Below are 17,450 nucleotides of genomic sequence, written 5' to 3'. Positions count from 1 at the left end.
CTCACTTCTCGTACAGGCGGGCCCAGTTCTCGCGGCTGGTGAGCTGCGGGAACTCTCGAGCGAATGCCTCAGCAACACTTGGCGCTTCGGCGAGGAACCTCTTCATCACGCCGGCGAGGCGGCCGCTCATCTCGGCGGCCTTCTCGCTGTCGAAGCGGCGTTCACGCACGCCACCCTGCGAAGCATCGGTGACGAAGACGTGATCGAAACGTCCGACGTGCCACCACTGCGCATCCTCGTACGAGATCGCCACCGGACCCCGCTCGAGATGATTGCGTGCCTGCATCACAGCACGTTTCGCGAGAACCAGGTCTGTCCACAAACCGGGTTTCGGGCTGGGCGCAACGCGACGGATCGGCAGCCTTCCCGGCAACTCCGACGCCGGGCGAGTTACCGTCTCGGGGAAGCGCTTACGTTCCTGGTTTATCGCGGCAAGCGCCTCCTGTCCACCGTCCGCCAAACCTTCCGGCCCCTCGAGGAATCCCTCGATCGCCCGGAGTTGCGTGTGTGCAAGGCCGTACTGCAAACCGACGATCGAATGCGAAATGTCGCGGGAGAGTTGCTTCGCGAGAGTTTTGGGTGCAAACCCTGGGTCGAGCGAAGCGGTGATCAGTCCGTTGCGCGTACTGAAGTAGTGCGCAAAACCGTCGACGTCCTTCCAATAGAAGTCCGCATGCCACACAGCAGCCGACGGCAACGTGATGGTGGGAATCCCGGCCCGCCCGGCCCGCAAGCTGTACTCGACGTCGTCCCACTGGAAGAAGACCGGCAGTGGCAAGCCGATCCGCTCGATGGCTTCAGCAGGGATCAGGCAAGACCACCAGCCGTTGTATTCGGCGTCCACGCGACGTTCCGGCAGCTTCTCGAGCACACTCCGGTTGCGAACACCGTGCTCATCGGTCGGCACACCACGCTGAAGCGTGCCCAGATCGACGCGTTCACCTGAAGCCAACAGGTAGTCGGGGTTGAACAGGAACAGCATCTGGGCACCGATCAACGCCGGTTCAGTCGTCATGTTCGCAAACGCGCTCAGTCGAAGAACCGATTCGGGTTCGCACAGAATGTCGTCGTCCATCAAGATCACGTCGGCGTGCGGTCCGGCCGCCGAAGCCTCGTACAGGCCCCGGGTGAATCCGCCGGCACCACCCAGATTCGCCTGCCGCAGATATTGCAACCGCGAACCGAACTTCTTCGACACTTCCTGGAACAGCTCACGGCTCTCTACCGGATCCGTTCCCTGATCGACGACGTACAGAGCGTCGAGCAACGCGAGTACACGCTCGTCGGACGCGAGGGCCTCGACCGTGCGTGCACAGTCGTCCGCGCGATTGAACGTGCAGATCGCCACGGCTACCGGGCGAATCGACTCCGGCGAGACGACGGTCCATTCCACATCGTCGACCACTGCGTCGCCGCCCTGCGCTTCGAACTGCAGCCACAGCGCACCACCGTCGACGAAAGTATCGAGCGGGGCGGTCATGGACACTCGCTCTTCGCCGGTCACGACGACGTTCGTCACGATACGACGGTGGCCACCGATGTCCGAGGCCTGGATCTGGATGCGGCAAGCGGTATCGGCCACGACATGTGCAGTGACGGTGACCTCGGTGACATTGGTCCAGCGCTGCCAGTAGCTGGCCGGAAAACGACCGAAGAAGGTATTGGTGTGCGCGACCGCGCCCGGCTGAAGCCGCAACTCGAACCGCGATCGCGTCGACATACCGACCTTGGTCACCGCATACAGTTCGTCACTGGCGACGGGCGAAGTTCCGGTGAACAACGTCCGCTGCGCCAGCAGTCGATCTGACGTCGCGCTGCGTTCGATCAACTCGACTCCGGAATCGGACTGGTCATCGGTCGTGTTCACGGTATCCACGCCCCGCAGGGTATCGCGAATCCGCACCTCGGCGCCCCGGGCACCGAGTCACACCAGGTCTACCCACGATTACCCGTGATTACTCACTGCAGCGGCGGAGCGCAGCTCGGTCTTTCGCCGACGAAGTGACAACAAACCCTTCGCCATCTGGATCACGTCCTTGGGCGAGATACGGCTCGCGTGCGCCAGATGATCGTCGCTGAGTCGGATCGGGACCTCGACCGGGCGCACCCCAGCCAATTCGAGCGCGTAGTCCAATTCGGTGGTGAAAAGGAATCCACGCTCGGTCAGCGAGGGTGCGATTCGACGCAGCAAAACGCCGTCGACGATGAATGTCCCCTGGGGGTCGCCCGTGCGGGTGCCCAGCACCACCCGTCGTAGCGTCGCGAATCCACCCGTCATCACCGAACGCAGCAGGCCACGTTCCACCTCTGATTCCGAATGGGCCTTCGAACCGATGACCACCGGCGGGACGGAACCTAGATCCGCCATCACGCGGTCGGCGCCTTCGATGTCACCGAAACCGAACGGAAGATCGTCCGCGGTGAGCAACACGCGTCGTCCACGAGAAGCAAGTGTCCCGGCGCGAAGCGCTGCACCCATCCCTTTGTCGCTGCTCATCGGAAGGAAAGTCACTCCAGGCCACGACCAGGAAGCCGCCAGCGCAGCACACACATCAGCAGTGTTGTCCGTCGAACCGTTCTCCACGACGATGATCTCGACCTGACCGGCGCTCTCGGCAGGGCGGGTGGTGAAGTACTCGGCGAATTGACGCACCGTCGACTCCAACACCTCGCCTGAGTTGTATGCGGGGATGATCACCGAGAGTTCCGGCGTAGCTGGTTCCCCACGAACGGGTTCCGTCCGCGATGTCGCCACGTCCCGATCTCCTTACTTCCCCGACTGCAGTTCGAACTCGTCGGAATACTACGCTCCGAGAAACAAGGCGCAGCCCAGGCTCCGAGAAAAAGAGCACGACCCAGGCTCCGAACAACTGCCATCGACTCGAAGACGAAAGCACATCGTGAAATCTGACTTACCGCTCGCACAACGCGTGGTGCCGCCGATTCTTCTCGCCGCCCTGGTGTCGATCGTCGCCGCCATCCCACTGATCTCCAACCGGTGGTTCTACTACTGGGACGACAGCGCAGCAGCTTTCACGCCTGTTTGGCACACGATCGGCGAGCGAATCCTGTCCGGTTCGTGGCCGACGCTCATTCCCGAATTGTGGGCCGGCGGCAACGTCACAGCCGAAGCCCTTTACGGGACATACAATCCCGTAATCCTGCTGGATTCGGTTGCCATTGCACTCATTCCGAACCTGGGAATCGGAATCACCCTGGTCAAGATGCAATTCATGGCGATTCTCGCGGTCGGCGTTTACCTGGTGGCCCGCCAGTACGGCGCCAATCGGTCGATGGCTTTCATCGCCGGATTTGCCATGCCGTTCGCCGGATACACGCTCTATTTCGACGCCTCCAGTTGGGCGTCCGGGCTGATCGCCTTCGCCTGGATCCCCCATGTCTGGTGGTCAACCCGCGCCAGCGCCCTTGGCCGGGTGAACCCCCTGGTACCGATCGTTTTCGGCTACCTCGCCATGACCACCGGCAATCCGTACGGCGCTGTCGGTGTCGCGGTCGTCTACCTCGCTGTCATCGCGGAATGCATCGCTGTCAAACGTGCAGGCAGCATAAAGTCACTGATGATCAGCGCGGCAGCGATCATCATGATGTCGCTGATCGTGTACCTACCGTTGCTGTTCACCACCGGCGTGTCGGTGCGAACCCAGTCCGGAATCGCGAACGACGGTTCGCTTCGCCCCGATCTCGGTGATCTGCTCAACCTCTCCGGTCCGTCGAACCAGCCGTATGTCACCGCTTTCGCTTTGCCCGCCATGACGATTCCGCTGGTCTACCTGGCCTGGTTCCTCATACCGCTCGCACCGTGGATTCAGTGGAAGTCACTGAAGAAGTTGGGCCGCCACAGCGTCTCGCTGTTCGTCTTCGGCGGAATCTACGTCGTACTACTTCTGGGACCGTCGAATCTGTGGCTGTTCCGTTGGCCCGCGCGATTGCTCGAGTACGGTCAACTGCCTGCCATCGTGGTCACGGCGGTCGCACTCTCTGCAGGACTGCATCGTGATCGAATCCAGGCAAGAGCAATCATCACTGCGGGATTGTTGGCACTTCAGTTCTATCTTGCCTGGTCGAATGTCCCGGAAGACATCGGCATTCACTCGGCATCACTGATCATCACCGTGGTTCTCACCGTTTTCGCGTTGGTCGTGGCCTACCGAAGGCCGCGTTACCTCGCCGGCGCCCTCGCTGTCGGCATCGTCGTCGTGCTCAGTGCTCAGACCAACTTCTGGTTCACCGGAAACTACAATGTGACACCGTGGAAGTTCCCCCGGCAGGTGGCATTCCTGGAGTCCAAGTTCGAGGACCGTTACCAGGGAACCACTTTCGCGATCGCCGACCCCGTCAACATCCCGCCGGACAACGAAACCGGACAGTGGGGTGACCTCCTGTTCGGCAACGCCTGGCAGCCCGCTGGAGTCAACGCCGTCAACAGCTACGCCGGAATCAGCTACAACGATTTCGTCCAAGCGCTGTGCTTGAACTACTACGGCGGCGTCCAGTGTCCGGACGGCGTCGACCGACTGCTCGCCGAATCGCCGGGAACGGGCGCGTCCTGGCTCGACGCGATGCGAATCGATACGGTTGTCGTTCAGAATTCCGGACCGTACGGCGGAAAACGCGCGCTCGACGCCCTACCCGAGGGCGAGTGGACCGTATCGCCGGATCGGGTGGTCACGGTCGGCCATCGCACCACCGAGCATCAATGGCCCGACGGTCGCGTATCCGCAACGACACCGGGTCTCGACGTGCGTGGCGATTCTGCCGCTACGGACACCCGGGAAACCGTCGAGTACACCGGGTCCGGCACGGTCACATTCGCCCTGCTGGCCTGGCCGGGCTGGACGGCGAATGTAGATGGTCAGACCGTCGAAACGAAGGCGAGCCCCGGCGGGTTGTTGCAGGTCGATCTACCGCCGAGTGCCACGTCCGGGTCTGCCCTCACCATCGAATTCAGTCCGCCCGGAAACACTTTCGGATGGACTGTCGCCGGCGTCGGACTACTCCTGGCGCTGTCGCAAGGAGCCTGGACCTTCCGACGCCGACGCAGCGGTCAGGACGACAACGCTGCAGCCAAAGCAGATTCCGTCACCTCGTGAACCGCGCGGTGAGCGGGCAGAATCGACGCCCGCTCACCGTCTGCGTCACCGGTGCCCTGCACCAACCCGAGGAAATGCGTCAGCTGCGCGGCAAGCGGTTCCTCGCTGTAACGGATCGTCGGAATTTCGATGACCGTCTGCTGCTGGTAGCCGTCCCGATCGGTAGGCATGTTGTCGTCGATGTGCCGGTAGATCGTGATGTCGCGACGCAAGAGATCGATCTCGATGAGTCGATCGGCCTCGAGCAACGACAGCTGGCGAATCTTGCGCTGACTGATTCGACTCGCGGAAATCGTTGCAACAGCACCTGATCCGAAGCGCAATACGGCGTCGGCGCAATCTTCCGACCGGTTCTGCACGGACGTCGGGTGGAAGTAGCCGAACTCCCCTTTTGCCAAACTGGGTTCCGAGCCGGCAAATCCGATGGCAAGGTCGATATCGTGAATCAGCAGGTCCGTCGCGACACCCGTCGGAATGCGGGAAACGAACGGAGAGTGACGGATACCGTTCACCTGCCACACATCGCCGGAGAACTCGCGGGCGGTGCGAACAGCAGGATTGAAGCGTTCGAGCAGTCCACACATCAGTGGAACACCGGACGCGCGTGAACGATCGACCAGATCGACGCTCTGCTCGTACGTCGCAGCCAACGGCTTCTCCACCAGGACAGGCTTACCCAGATCGAGAACCCGCCCGGCCAACTCGTAGTGCGCCGGCGTAGCGGCGGCGATCACGACGGCGTCGATACCGTCGAGCGAGTCGAAATCTGCGGCCCAACGCGTATCGAAACGCGCAGCAACAGCTTTGCCCTGCTCCTCGCGCGGCTCGATCAGCAGATCCAACTCGCACAGCGCCGACTGCGCGATGACCCGCGCATGCAGCGAGCCCATCTGACCGGATCCGACAAGAGCGATACGTGGCTTGCTAGCAGTCATTTTTCAGGCCTCCATGGCGCCGCGTACCGCGGCAACGATCTGATCGACGTCGCCGGCGGACAACGCAGCGTGGACAGGGATGCTCAGGCACCGCGACGCCACCGAAGTGGCCACCGGCGTCTCGTCGATGACGACCCGCGGATGTTCGCGGTAGCACTCGTAGTCGTAGACGGCCTTCGGGTAGTAGATGCCGCTACCGATATCCTTCGCGGCCAGACGCTCACTCAACTGGTCGCGAGTGATCGGCGCGTCCTCGGCCAGCAGCAAGGTGAACTGATGCCAGACATGTCCACGACCGGACAGTTCGCTCGGCAAGATCAGTCCTTCGACGTCCTTCAGGCCGACACGCAAGGCCTCCGCATTCCGGCGGCGCGCCTCGACCTGCTGCATGTACGTCGCCATCTGGGGCAGCGCCAAGCTCGCCTGAAGGTCGGTCATCCGGTAGTTCTGGCCGACCATCTCGTACTGGTAGCGCGCCCGCATCCCCTGGTTGCGCAGGACCCGAAGACGATCGGCGATCGCGTCGTCGTCGGTCGTGATCATTCCGCCCTCGGCGGTCGTGAGGTTCTTCGTTGCATAGAACGAGAAGCAACCCACACCGAAACTGCCGGCGCCTCGCCCGTCGAACGTCGCTCCATGGGCCTGAGCAGCGTCCTCGACGACAGTCAGACCGTTCTTCGATGCCAGCGGCATCAAGGCACCCATGTCCGCCGACTGGCCGTACAGATGAACAGGCATCAGAACCTTCGTGCGCTCACCGATTCGCTCGGCAGCGACAGCGGGGTCGATATTGAAGTCGGACTCGGAGATATCGGCAAACCTCGCGGTCGCGCCTGCCTCGAGAATTGCATTGAGCGTGGCCACGAACGTGAACGGCGTGGTCAGAACCTCGTCACCCGGCTGAAGATCCTGGACCTGAAGCGCCGCGATCAATGCGGTCGTGCCGTTGTTCACCGCCACTGCCTGTCGCGTCCCGACCAGCGCCGCGAACTCGTCCTCGAGCCGCTTCACCTTCGGCCCCTGCGCGACGATCCCCGATCGCAGAGTGTCCAGCACCTCGCGCTCGACTTCTTCCCCGAACGAGATACTGGATATCGCGATCACTGAGTTACCTCCGATAGATTCATCCGACCGTCGTCGGAACGAAATACCCCGACAACCCAGGAAGCGTATCGAAACACGATTCGATACTTCGAGAGGATTCCGGAACCTGCATGTCTGAACGAGCCGACTGCCACATCCATCCGACCGCCGTGATCGGCGCCGACGTACTGATCGGGGCGGGAGTCACGATCGGACCGAACGCGGTACTCACCGGCCCACTCGAGATCGGCGACGACTGCTGGATCGGCTCGGGAGCGGTCTTGGGAGCTCCCCCCGAGATCCTCGGCGCGCTACATCCGACGTCCTGGTCCGTCAGCGCCGGTCTGGGAATTCGAATCGGTGCTCGAACGACGATTCGCGAATTGAGCACAGTCCATCAGGGAAGCGAACGCCGCACAGAAATCGGCGAAGACTGCTTCGTGATGAACAGAGTGGGAATCGAGCACGACGTGCAGATCGGTGACCGCTGCGTCGTGTCCTCCGGTACGACACTTGCCGGGCACGTCAGCGTCGGAGACGGCGTCAACCTGGGCATGCACACTGTCGCGCACCAACGACGCGTCATCGGCTCCGGATCCATGATCGGGATGGGAACCGTCGTGGTCAAGGACGTCCCGCCCTTCGCCAAGGCATTCGGCAATCCGGTGTCGTTGCACGGTGTCAACCGAATCGGAATGAGCCGATCAGGTATCGCGGACGCGGATATTTCCGCGATCGAAGATCTCTACACCGCCGGCAGCTTCGGCACGTCACCGGCCATTCCGGACTCGCTCTCGGAAGCCTTCACCTGGTGGCGGGAACGCGCCGACAAACCGCTCGTGGTTTAGCGAGACAAATCCTGGTTGGTATCGTCTGCGAAATGACGAACGGGCGGGATGCAGGCGCGTGAGTACCTCTCCCGAATCTGAACAACCGGTCGAAGACGTCGAACCGGCAGCAGAGCCGAACGCTCTACGCGGCCTTCTCGTCAACGGATTCAAGGTCCTCGTCACCCTCGCGATCGTCGTCGCGATCATCTTCGCGGTGAAGTCCCAGTGGTCCGAGGTCAAGAACACGATCACCGAGCTGAACTGGTGGACGCTTGCCGCCTCGTCGGTGTTCATCTTCCTCGGTATGGGTGCCGCAGTGCGGGCCTGGCAACACGCACTCGGCGCCCTCGAACAACCGATCCCGGCCTTCGACGCCGCTCGCGCTTATCTGGTCGGCCAACTCGGCAAGTACCTTCCCGGCAGTGTCTGGGCCTTCGTTCTGCAAACGGAACTCGTGAGGCGCGCCGGTGTGTCCCGAGCCGCAGGCTTTGTCGCAGTGCTGGTCACGGTGGGATTGAGCACAACTTCGGCGCTGGTCGTCGGCCTCTTCGGTCTACCTGCCCTGTTCGAGGTCAGCACAGCGGCAGCGGTCGGCGTGATCATCCTGGTACCGATCGCATTGGTCTGCGCCTACCCTCCGGTGCTCACTCGCCTGGTGAACCTCGCGCTGAAACTGCTCCGCCGCACGCCGCTGCACAAGCCGCTCACGATGCACAAGATTGCGCTCGCATTGGGCTGGTGCGCAGCAAGCTGGGTGCTCTACGGCATCCAGTTGTGGCTACTCGCGTCCAGTTCGGCCGGCTTCGAAATCCGTGGGCTCGTCCAATGCATCGGCGCTCTCGCCCTCGGTATGTGCGCGGGCGTCCTCGTGTTCGTCGTCCCGTCCGGAATCGGTGTCCGCGAAGCCGTCATCGTCGCCGCGCTTTCACCGTTCATGGATGCCGGCGTCGCGCTAGGCCTCGCACTGGCGTCGAGGCTGCTGTTCACCCTCTGTGAAGTCTTTGCCGGCGTCGTGGCTGCACTGTCGGGATCACGAGGCCTGCGCAATGCACTCGTGCACGAACGTTCCCGAGTGCCGGACCCCACCAAAGCCTGACGTTCGGTCAGACCACTTTCTCGGACGCGGAATACTGCGTCTCGACGCCGGCCTTCTGCGGACGCCACCACTGTTCGTTGTCGCGATACCACTCGATGGTGGCTTCCAGTCCGCTTCGGAAATCTCGGTACTGCGGCTTCCACCCAAGTTCCTGCTGCAGTCGCGTCGAATCGATCGCATACCGCAAATCGTGACCAGGGCGGTCGGTGACGAAGTCGAAATCGTCCGGCTTGCGTCCGAAAATTTCGAGCAGAGTCGCAATCACCGTTCGGTTGTCGGTTTCACCGTCAGCGCCGATCAGATACGTCTCACCGGACTTTCCGCGGTCAAGGATGTCCCAGACGGCGCGGTTGTGGTCCTCGACGTGAATCCAATCGCGGACGTTGCGACCTTCCCCGTACAACCGAGGACGTACCCCGTCGATCAGATTGGTGATCTGGCGTGGAATGAACTTCTCCACATGCTGGTACGGGCCGTAATTGTTGGAGCAGTTCGAGATGGTTGCCGCGATCCCGAACGAGCGCACCCAGGCGCGCACGAACAGATCACTCGACGCTTTGGACGCCGAGTAGGGACTCGACGGGTTGTACGGTGTCGTCTCCGTGAACTTCGTCGGATCATCCAGTTCGAGGTCTCCGTACACCTCGTCGGTGGAAATGTGGTGATAGCGGACCCCGTGTGAACGCACTGCCTGCAGGAGCGAGAACGTACCCATGACGTTGGTGCGCAGAAACGGTTCGGGGTCGGCGAGGGAATTGTCGTTGTGGCTTTCGGCAGCAAAGTGCACAACTGCGTCGGAGCGCGAGACAAGATCGTCGACCAGTGGCTCGTCGGCCACGTCGCCGTGAACGAACGTGATCCGGTCCTCGACCGACGCCAGGGACTGGCGATTTCCGGCGTAGGTCAGAGCGTCGAGAACCGTGACTTCCACGTCGGGACGAGTCGACACCGTCTGATGAACGAAATTGGCACCGATGAAGCCGGCACCCCCGGTGACCAGTAGTCGCACTTCATCTCCTCAGGCTCATCGGACGAACCCCCACTTTAGCGGCCGGGCGTGTCATGTCCGTTTGCGTCGGCAGGCAGGAGTGCAGGACACTGCACGCATGCGCGGAATCATTCTGGCCGGTGGCACCGGGTCGCGGTTGCACCCGATCACCCTCGGAGTGAGCAAGCAACTCTTGCCTGTCTACGACAAGCCGATGATCTACTACCCGCTCTCCACTCTCATGCTCGCCGACATTCGCGACATCTTGATCATCACGACCCCACACGACGCCGAACAGTTCCGCCGGGTTCTCGGCGACGGCTCACAATTCGGCGTCAACCTCACGTATGCGGTGCAACACGAACCGAACGGCCTCGCAACGGCATTCACCCTCGGCGCAGAGCACATCGGATCCGACTCCGTGGCGCTCGTCCTCGGCGACAACATCTTCTACGGCCCCGGCCTCGGAACCCAACTCAGGCGTTTCTCCGACATCGACGGCGGAGCCGTATTCGCTTACTGGGTCTCGAATCCGACCGCCTACGGCGTCGTCGAATTCGACGACTCGGGTCGCGCGGTGTCCATCGAGGAAAAACCGACGTCACCGAAATCCAATTACGCAGTCCCCGGCCTCTACTTCTACGACAGCGACGTCGTGGACATCGCACGCACGCTGAAGCCCTCTGCGCGTGGCGAATACGAAATCAGCGATATCAACCAGCGCTATCTCGAAGCAGGCAAACTCTCTGTCGACGTCCTCCCCCGCGGAACCGCGTGGCTCGACACCGGCACACCCGATTCCTTGCTCGAGGCTGCAAACTACGTGAGGACCATCGAACACCGCCAGGGTCTCAAGATCGGTTCACCTGAAGAGGTCGCGTGGCGTCAAGGATTCATCACCTCCGACCAATTACGCACTCAGGCAGAAACATTGGGCAAATCCGGGTACGGCAACTACCTACTCGAGCTGCTCGAGCACGGCAAGGAATGGTGACGTGGAAATTCGTCCACTGAAGATCGCCGGAGCTTGGGAAATTACGCCGAAGCAGTTCGGCGACAACCGTGGTGTCTTTCTCGAATGGTTCAAAAGCTCCGCCTTCACCGCCGCGACCGGCCGCACTCTCGATCTCGCGCAGGCCAACTGCTCGGTTTCCGAAGCCGGTAGCCTCCGTGGGATCCACTTCACCGACAATCCGCCCGGACAGGCGAAATACATCACCTGCGTGAAAGGTGCCTTCCTCGACGTTGTCGTAGACCTGCGCGTCGGATCACCGACCTTCGGCGAGTGGGATGCGGTGGTGATCGACGACGTCGATCGACGAGCGGTGTTCCTGGCGGAAGGCCTCGGCCACGCGATCCTTTCACTCGAAGACGGATCGACAGTGATGTACCTGTGCAGCATCGAATACTCCCCCCACCTGGACCGCGACCTCGATCCCTTCGATCCGGAACTCGCGATCGAATGGCCGAAGACAGACCGTAACGGCAACCCCCTGACCTACGAGCTCTCCGCAAAGGACGCCGCCGCACCGTCCCTGTCGACGCTCCGCGCAGACGGCCTGTTGCCCGGTTTTGTGGCCGAAGATTCGCCGAATCGGTAATCTTCACCTTTCACGACTCGATGGGATGACGACCGGCGGGACGGACGGCTGGATGACCAAACGTGCGAGCAGACGCGGCCTGTGGACGGCCGTCGTTCTCGCAGCCGGACTCGGCGCCCTCGCACTGGTCGCACCGCCTCTGACTCCAGGCACGATCGAGTCCGCACCGGTCACGGTCATCACGACCACCCCACCCGCGCCGGTTGTTCCGCTCTCCCCGGAGGAGCTCGCGGCCCGGGTGGTCCCCACCATCGTCACCATCACCGCGCCGGCCGGATTCACCACCACCGCAGGAACCGGGATCGTGCTCTCCCCTGACGGGGTGGTGCTCACGAATCACCACGTCATCAGCGGAGCCTCGGACGTCACTGCCGTCAGCATGTCCAACGGACTGATCTACGACGCCGAGATCCTCGGTTACGACAGTGTCAGCGACCTTGCCGTCCTGCGCCTCGCGGGCGCCACCGATCTGCCGGTGGCAGTGGTCGGCAAGTCCGTGGAAGCCGCTCGTGGGGATGCCGTCACCGCAATCGGAAATGCCGAAGGCGGCGGAGTACCCGTCCCGGCTCCCGGCGTCATCACCAACCTCGGTGTCACCGTCAACACCCGTAACGTGTCCGACGGATCGCGAAACCAGTTGAAGGGCCTCATCGAGGTGGACGCGGACATCCGGCCTGGCGATTCCGGTGGCCCCCTGGTCAACGCCGTTGGAGAGCTGATCGGCGTCAGCAGCGCGGGCAACGCCGTCACCGAACGCACCGAAACCTCACCGGCCCCTCAGTCCTACGCGATACCGATCGACACGGCACTACCGATCGTCGAGCAGGTGCTCGGTGGCCGCTCCTCCGAGGCCGTGCGCGTGGGACCGACGCCCGTACTCGGCGTCGCGGTGAAGGACCACGCAGAAATGCCGCCCGGCGCCGAAGTTGTTGCCGTGAGCTTCGATTCGCCGGCCGAACGGGTGGGGCTCACCAAAGGCGCGGTCATCACGGAGTTCGGGGGCAGCCGGATCGCGTCGTCCGCGGACCTCAATGCGGCGATGAGCTCACGCCGCCCCGGCGACACCGTCGCGCTGACGTGGGTAGACGCGACGGGGCAGCCCGGGGCCGGGTCCTTGGTTCTCGACGAGGGACCACCTCGCTAGCCTCGAAAAGCTCTAGCCGTGAAAGCATCGTCGCATGACCACGGTTCTTCTCCTCACCTGTGACGGCGCCGCCCGCGAGGCGGATGTCGAAAGCAAACTCGTCATGGAAGCTCTCACCACCTACGGCATTGCGTCGACAATGGCGCCGTGGTCGAGTCCGTCCCTCCGCGACATCGACGCCGACCTGGTTCTGATCCGGTCTACATGGGACTACACGCAGCGTCTCGAGGAGTTTCTCACCGTTCTCGATCAGCTGACCGTTCCGATCGCCAATCCCCTCGCGATCGTCAAGTGGAACGCCCACAAGGGATACCTGACCGAACTTGCAGTAGCAGGGGTACCCATCGTCCCCACCGCTGTGCTCACCGCCGGAAAGAGCGAAACACTCACCCTCCCTTCGTTCGAGAGTGCCGACGTCATCGTCAAGCCTGCGGTGTCCGCGGGCGCTGTCGGAGTCGGAAAATTTGCCTCCGGGTCTGCGCAGGCCCACGCTCACCTCAGCTCCATCCTCGAGAGTGGCAACGACGCATTGGTCCAGCCATTCATCACGGACGTCGTCGACGGCGAGCGCTCGATCATCCACATCGGCGGACGCTACTCGCACGCTGTACGGAAGATCCCGGCCGCCAACGACTTCCGTGTGCAGGAATACCACGGCGGAACCAACCACCTCCACGAACCGTCCGCCGCCGAACTCGCGGTGGCGGATGCGGCACTGGCCGCAGCTCCGTGCGGCCCCGGCGAATTGCTTTATGCGCGTGTAGACGTCGTGGGACCGGTGGATCAGCCACTGCTCATGGAAGTGGAACTGATCGAGCCCGAACTCTTTCTGCCATTCGCCCCTGGATCTGCCGACGCCCTCGCACGGGCAGTTGTCGCGTCACTAGGTCTGTGACGCGCCTCGGAGTGCCTTCTTGTCGATCTTCCCCAAAGCAGTGAGCGGCAGCGCTTCCAGAATCGAAATCTCCTTGGGCGCCCAGATCGGGCCCTTGTGCGATCTCACGTGTGCGATGAGCTGCTCGGGTGTGACCGACCATCCCGTCTTCAGCACGACTGCGGCGGTAACCGCTTCTCCCCATTGAGGGTCGGGGACACCGAATACTGCACATGCGGCCACCGCGGGATGATGTCCGAGTGAGTCCTCGACTTCGCGCGGATAGACGTTGAATCCACCACTGATGATCGTGTCCTTGATGCGGTCGACGATCGAGATGAGCCCACTTTCGTCGGTCCGAGCAACGTCGCCGGTGTGCAACCACCCATTCGCGAGCGCTGCAGCGGTTTGTTCGGGTTTGTTCCAATAGCCGTCCATCACGAGCGGACCTCGCACACAAAGCTCCCCGGGTACCCCCGTCGCCGTCTCGTTTCCCTGCTCGTCAAGCAACACCACTTCGACACCTGGCATCGCGCGCCCACAACTCCCCAGAACTACGGGATCGTCCCCGTGCTCACGTATATCGAGTACCGTCAACGCATTCGGTGCTTCGGCTTGACCGTAGTGCTGACTCAGGATCGGCCCGAACACCGCCCCTGCCTGCGCGAGCCTGGTGGGGTCGATGGGTGCAGCACCGTAAAGCATCCAGTTCAGCCCGGACAGATTCGCATCTGACAGGCGTGGATGATCGAGCAAGGCGTAGAGCATCGTAGGAACCACGAATGTAGCTGTGACTCTGTCATTTTCAATTGCGTCGACAACCCTGTCCGGGTCGAACGACCTGTGCAGCTCGAAGCTTGCACCTCGCATCAGCCCAGGCGCGACGAGCAGACCGGCAGCATGAGACATCGGCGTAGTAAGCAGCATGTTGGTATTCGAGGGCCACTCCCACGTGGTGCAGGCCCAGGCATTGGCGACCAAGGATCGGTCTCTCAGCATGACGCCTTTCGGCTCACCGGTAGTCCCACCGGTGTAGAAGAGATACAAAGCTCGACCGTGACCGCCGAATCCCGAACCTGTTCCTGCCGCAGCCAATTCACATGCCGATTCGAGAGCTGACAGTGACATCACTCGAGTCTGCGCCGCTTCGGCGCGCGCCTGGAACTGTCCGTCGGCAACCAACAGGAGATCGGTACCACTGTCTTTCAGCACCATTCTGTCGTTCTCTTCGGTCGCGAGCGGATGGAGTGCCGTGTAGCGCACGCCTGCCAGACACGCTGCCGCCATGACCGTGAATGCTTCAGGACACGGACCCGCAAGCAGGGCGACCCCGCCTCCGTCCGGCATAGCGAGGCTACTGAAGACACCTGCAATCCGCTCGATCTGTTCCGCGGTCTGCCGATACGTCAGCTCGGCCCGATCACCGTTCCGATCCGTGAATCGAAACGCGATGTGGTCTGGTCGGCGCCGCAGCGCCGACAGAATCAGATCCGCATATCCCGCTTGCGCGTGCAAGCCTGGCGTCGTCGGTTCCTCGTTCATCGTTTCCGGCGTCATCATGTTCGCGTTCATCGTGGTCCTCCCAAGATCGTGACCGCGGCGACGGCTTCCTCGATGCCGTAGAGACCTCCGCCGTTCTCTGCGACCGCGATTCGAGCACCCGGAACTTGTCGCCGCCCTGCTTGTCCACGCAACTGCGTGACAAGTTCGAAGACCTGTGCCAGTCCCGTTGCCGAGACCGGATGACCACGGGATTCGAGCCCACCTGACGGATTCACCGGACGGACGCCTCCCAATGAACTCGCACCGGACGCAGACCACGCGCCGCCCTCACCGATCGGGCAGAACCCCAAATTCTCGACCTGCTGTACTTCACCGAAGGCCGTGGCGTCGTGGACCTCTGCCACATCCACATCGCCTGGCCCGAGTCCGGCTTCCTCGTATGCGCTCATTGCTGCGCGGCGGCCGATGTGACTCTCCACATCATCTGCGGCCCGATCCGTGCCTGACACCAAGCTGCAACCGAGTACCTGCGCCGCCCGCCGAGAGAAATCGTGCCTTCGCGCAAAGTCCGCACTGGTCACAATGACCGCCGCTGCACCGTCACTGACGGGCGAGCACATCGGAACGGTCAGAGGCCACGCGACTCGCCTTGCAGCAAGCACCTCTTCGACGCTGAAGGGTTTGCGAAAGTGCGACCGCGGATTGTGCACGGAATGCGCATGATTTTTGGCTGCTACGGACGCGAGCTCGAACTCGGTAGTTCCGAATCTCTCCATGTGCGCCCGGGCAAGAGAAGCGTAGATCTCCATGAACACCGACCGCTCACCCTGCGATCCGAGTGCATCCGGCAGCGAAGCGGACAGGGAGGCAAGGCCCGCGAGCGTCTCGTCGCGATGCGCAACGTCGAGTGCACCGTCGAACACCTCCAGACTTCGAGCCGGATCCGAGCACACCAGCTTGTCCACCCCGACCGCCAACGCGACCTCGGACAGACCGGCGCGAACGTGGGCGATCGCCAGCCAGAGTGCAGTTGCGCCGCCGGCGCAGGCATTTTCGACATTGACGACCGGGACTCCCCCGAAACCGTATGGCCTCAAGGCAATCTGGCCTGGGATCATGTGCTGCCGGTCGATCGCCTTCTGGCTGACTGTCGCATAGAAGACCGCACCGACGTCACCGCGGGTCAGGCCCGCGTCTTCGACGGCATCGATCGCCGCACGCCCCGCCAATTCCGAGGCCGAGGTATCCGCGTGCCGCCCAAAGGGGGTCGCGCCGACACCGAGAACCATGACTTCGCCGCTCACGCCACTACTCGATTCCTCAATACACCGAGGCCTGTGACCTCGAGTTCGACTACGTCTCCCGGCTCGAGGAACCGCCCGTGCTCCAAGCCACATCCACTCGGCACAGTGCCGGAACAGAAGACCTCACCCGGGTACAACCGCGTGGAGGTCGAGGCAAACGAAATCACGTCCTCGAAACGATGGTCCATATCGGCGCTGGTTCCTCGGCTCACCTCTTCGCCGTTGATTCTCGCGGTCATCTCGAGCTGATAGGGGTCACCGACTTCGTCGGCGGTCACGATCCAGGGCCCGAGGACATTTGCGTTCGAAAAGTCCTTGCTCTTACTGAGACCGAGTCCGGTGGAGATCTCCTCGAGCTGAGTATCGCGGGCGCTGAAATCGTTGAAGATGGTGTAGCCGAAAATGTGCGCGGGTGCGTCCGCGCGTGAGATGTCGGTACCACCGCGCCCCAGTACACAGGCGAATTCGAGTTCGTAGTCGCGCAAGCTCGAGTACTCAGGCCACACGACGTCAGATTCGTGCCCGGTCACAGCCAATCGGTTCGCTATGTAATACAGCGGGCGCTCCAACTGGATCTTCGGCAGCTCGACGCCCTCGAGCTCGACCCCTTGAATTCGGGCGCGAGCGTTGCGGAAGTGATCCATGAAGCAGCCGAAGTCTCGGATCTGGACCGGCTGAGGAAGCGGCGACATCCAGCGCACATCACCCGAGTCGACGATCGCACTTGCCGGCAACTCGTCTGCGAGCCGATCCAGGATCTCCCGTGCCGCCGGACCACCTTCGATGATGGTTTGCATGGTTTCCAGTTCGGGAGCCAGTCTTCCCGTCACACTTTGATGAGCTCGCTCGAGTAACAACAGCTGCTCGCCGCTGCCCGTCACCAGAGCCGTTTGCTGGGTCTTTTCGTATTCGACGGTCGCAAGTTTCACTGTGAATCAATACCTTTCACTGAATTGTTCGGTGCGTGAGGTGGGAATTCGG

Annotated in this window: 15 protein-coding genes; 7 read left to right on the top strand and 8 right to left on the bottom strand. The window is 62.3% G+C overall.

Annotated elements, in window-relative coordinates:
* Window position 1 precedes the first annotated feature (1 nt).
* Both ACSW29_RS03010 and ACSW29_RS03005 read right to left on the bottom strand, forming a co-directional pair.
* Window positions 2-1,867, bottom strand: a complete 1,866-nt coding sequence (locus ACSW29_RS03010) for a glycosyltransferase (RefSeq protein ID WP_411742542.1) — start codon at window positions 1,865-1,867, stop codon at window positions 2-4.
* A gap of 78 nt (window positions 1,868-1,945) precedes the next feature.
* On the bottom strand, window positions 1,946-2,755 hold the full coding sequence (locus ACSW29_RS03005) for a glycosyltransferase (RefSeq protein ID WP_448276409.1): 810 nt from the start codon (window positions 2,753-2,755) through the stop codon (window positions 1,946-1,948).
* Between the two features lie 145 nt (window positions 2,756-2,900).
* Between ACSW29_RS03005 and ACSW29_RS03000 the strand changes: the two genes are divergently transcribed.
* Entirely contained in the window at window positions 2,901-5,111 is a 2,211-nt protein-coding gene (locus ACSW29_RS03000) for a hypothetical protein (RefSeq protein WP_448276407.1), read from the top strand.
* Here the strand turns inward: ACSW29_RS03000 and ACSW29_RS02995 are convergent.
* Entirely contained in the window at window positions 5,066-6,046 is a 981-nt protein-coding gene (locus tag ACSW29_RS02995) for a Gfo/Idh/MocA family protein (RefSeq protein ID WP_019746438.1), read from the bottom strand. The two genes, ACSW29_RS03000 and ACSW29_RS02995, sit on opposite strands and share 46 nt — an antisense overlap.
* Window positions 6,047-6,049: 3 nt before the next feature.
* Window positions 6,050-7,150 carry a DegT/DnrJ/EryC1/StrS family aminotransferase gene (locus tag ACSW29_RS02990; RefSeq protein WP_230817612.1) on the bottom strand — a complete coding sequence of 367 codons (1,101 nt, stop codon included), beginning with the start codon at window positions 7,148-7,150 and terminating at the stop codon, window positions 6,050-6,052.
* Between the two features lie 110 nt (window positions 7,151-7,260).
* Between ACSW29_RS02990 and ACSW29_RS02985 the strand changes: the two genes are divergently transcribed.
* Window positions 7,261-7,977: a DapH/DapD/GlmU-related protein gene (locus tag ACSW29_RS02985; RefSeq protein ID WP_230817613.1), complete on the top strand. Its 717-nt coding sequence runs from the start codon at window positions 7,261-7,263 to the stop codon at window positions 7,975-7,977.
* Window positions 7,978-8,035: 58 nt separating this feature from the next.
* The gene (locus tag ACSW29_RS02980; protein ID WP_058038039.1) at window positions 8,036-9,055 is read left to right on the top strand and encodes a lysylphosphatidylglycerol synthase transmembrane domain-containing protein; all 1,020 of its coding nucleotides are present in this window, start codon (window positions 8,036-8,038) and stop codon (window positions 9,053-9,055) included.
* 7 nt (window positions 9,056-9,062) lie between these two features.
* On the opposite strand, the gene rfbB is transcribed toward ACSW29_RS02980, so the two are convergent.
* The gene (gene rfbB, locus ACSW29_RS02975; protein WP_448276406.1) at window positions 9,063-10,064 is read right to left on the bottom strand and encodes a dTDP-glucose 4,6-dehydratase; all 1,002 of its coding nucleotides are present in this window, start codon (window positions 10,062-10,064) and stop codon (window positions 9,063-9,065) included.
* A 97-nt stretch (window positions 10,065-10,161) separates the two neighbouring features.
* Between rfbB and rfbA the strand changes: the two genes are divergently transcribed.
* The 4 genes from rfbA to ACSW29_RS02955 are packed head-to-tail and all read left to right on the top strand — an operon-like array spanning window position 10,162 to window position 13,683.
* A complete protein-coding gene (gene rfbA, locus ACSW29_RS02970) occupies window positions 10,162-11,037 on the top strand; it encodes a glucose-1-phosphate thymidylyltransferase RfbA (RefSeq protein ID WP_230817618.1) in 876 nt (291 codons plus the stop codon).
* A gap of 1 nt (window position 11,038) precedes the next feature.
* Window positions 11,039-11,644 carry a dTDP-4-dehydrorhamnose 3,5-epimerase family protein gene (locus tag ACSW29_RS02965; RefSeq protein ID WP_448276405.1) on the top strand — a complete coding sequence of 202 codons (606 nt, stop codon included), beginning with the start codon at window positions 11,039-11,041 and terminating at the stop codon, window positions 11,642-11,644.
* 52 nt (window positions 11,645-11,696) lie between these two features.
* The gene (locus ACSW29_RS02960) at window positions 11,697-12,788 is read left to right on the top strand and encodes a S1C family serine protease (protein ID WP_448276404.1); all 1,092 of its coding nucleotides are present in this window, start codon (window positions 11,697-11,699) and stop codon (window positions 12,786-12,788) included.
* 34 nt (window positions 12,789-12,822) lie between these two features.
* Window positions 12,823-13,683 (top strand): ATP-grasp domain-containing protein, encoded by an 861-nt coding sequence (locus ACSW29_RS02955; RefSeq protein WP_448276403.1) that lies wholly within the window; start codon window positions 12,823-12,825, stop codon window positions 13,681-13,683.
* Here the strand turns inward: ACSW29_RS02955 and ACSW29_RS02950 are convergent.
* The 3 genes from ACSW29_RS02950 to ACSW29_RS02940 are packed head-to-tail and all read right to left on the bottom strand — an operon-like array spanning window position 13,672 to window position 17,398.
* Window positions 13,672-15,234, bottom strand: coding sequence for an AMP-binding protein (locus ACSW29_RS02950; RefSeq protein ID WP_448276401.1), 1,563 nt, complete (start codon window positions 15,232-15,234; stop codon window positions 13,672-13,674). The genes ACSW29_RS02955 and ACSW29_RS02950 overlap by 12 nt on opposite strands.
* Window positions 15,231-16,469 carry a thiolase family protein gene (locus tag ACSW29_RS02945; RefSeq protein WP_448276400.1) on the bottom strand — a complete coding sequence of 413 codons (1,239 nt, stop codon included), beginning with the start codon at window positions 16,467-16,469 and terminating at the stop codon, window positions 15,231-15,233. Before ACSW29_RS02945 ends, ACSW29_RS02950 begins: the two co-directional genes overlap by 4 nt.
* Entirely contained in the window at window positions 16,466-17,398 is a 933-nt protein-coding gene (locus ACSW29_RS02940; RefSeq protein ID WP_448276399.1) for a fumarylacetoacetate hydrolase family protein, read from the bottom strand. Before ACSW29_RS02940 ends, ACSW29_RS02945 begins: the two co-directional genes overlap by 4 nt.
* Between the last annotated feature and the right edge of the window lie 52 nt (window positions 17,399-17,450).

Source organism: Rhodococcus sp. GB-02 (genome assembly GCF_053470465.1).
The sequence above is the reverse complement of the archived record's forward strand: the minus strand, read 5'-3'. Positions and strand labels throughout refer to the sequence as shown.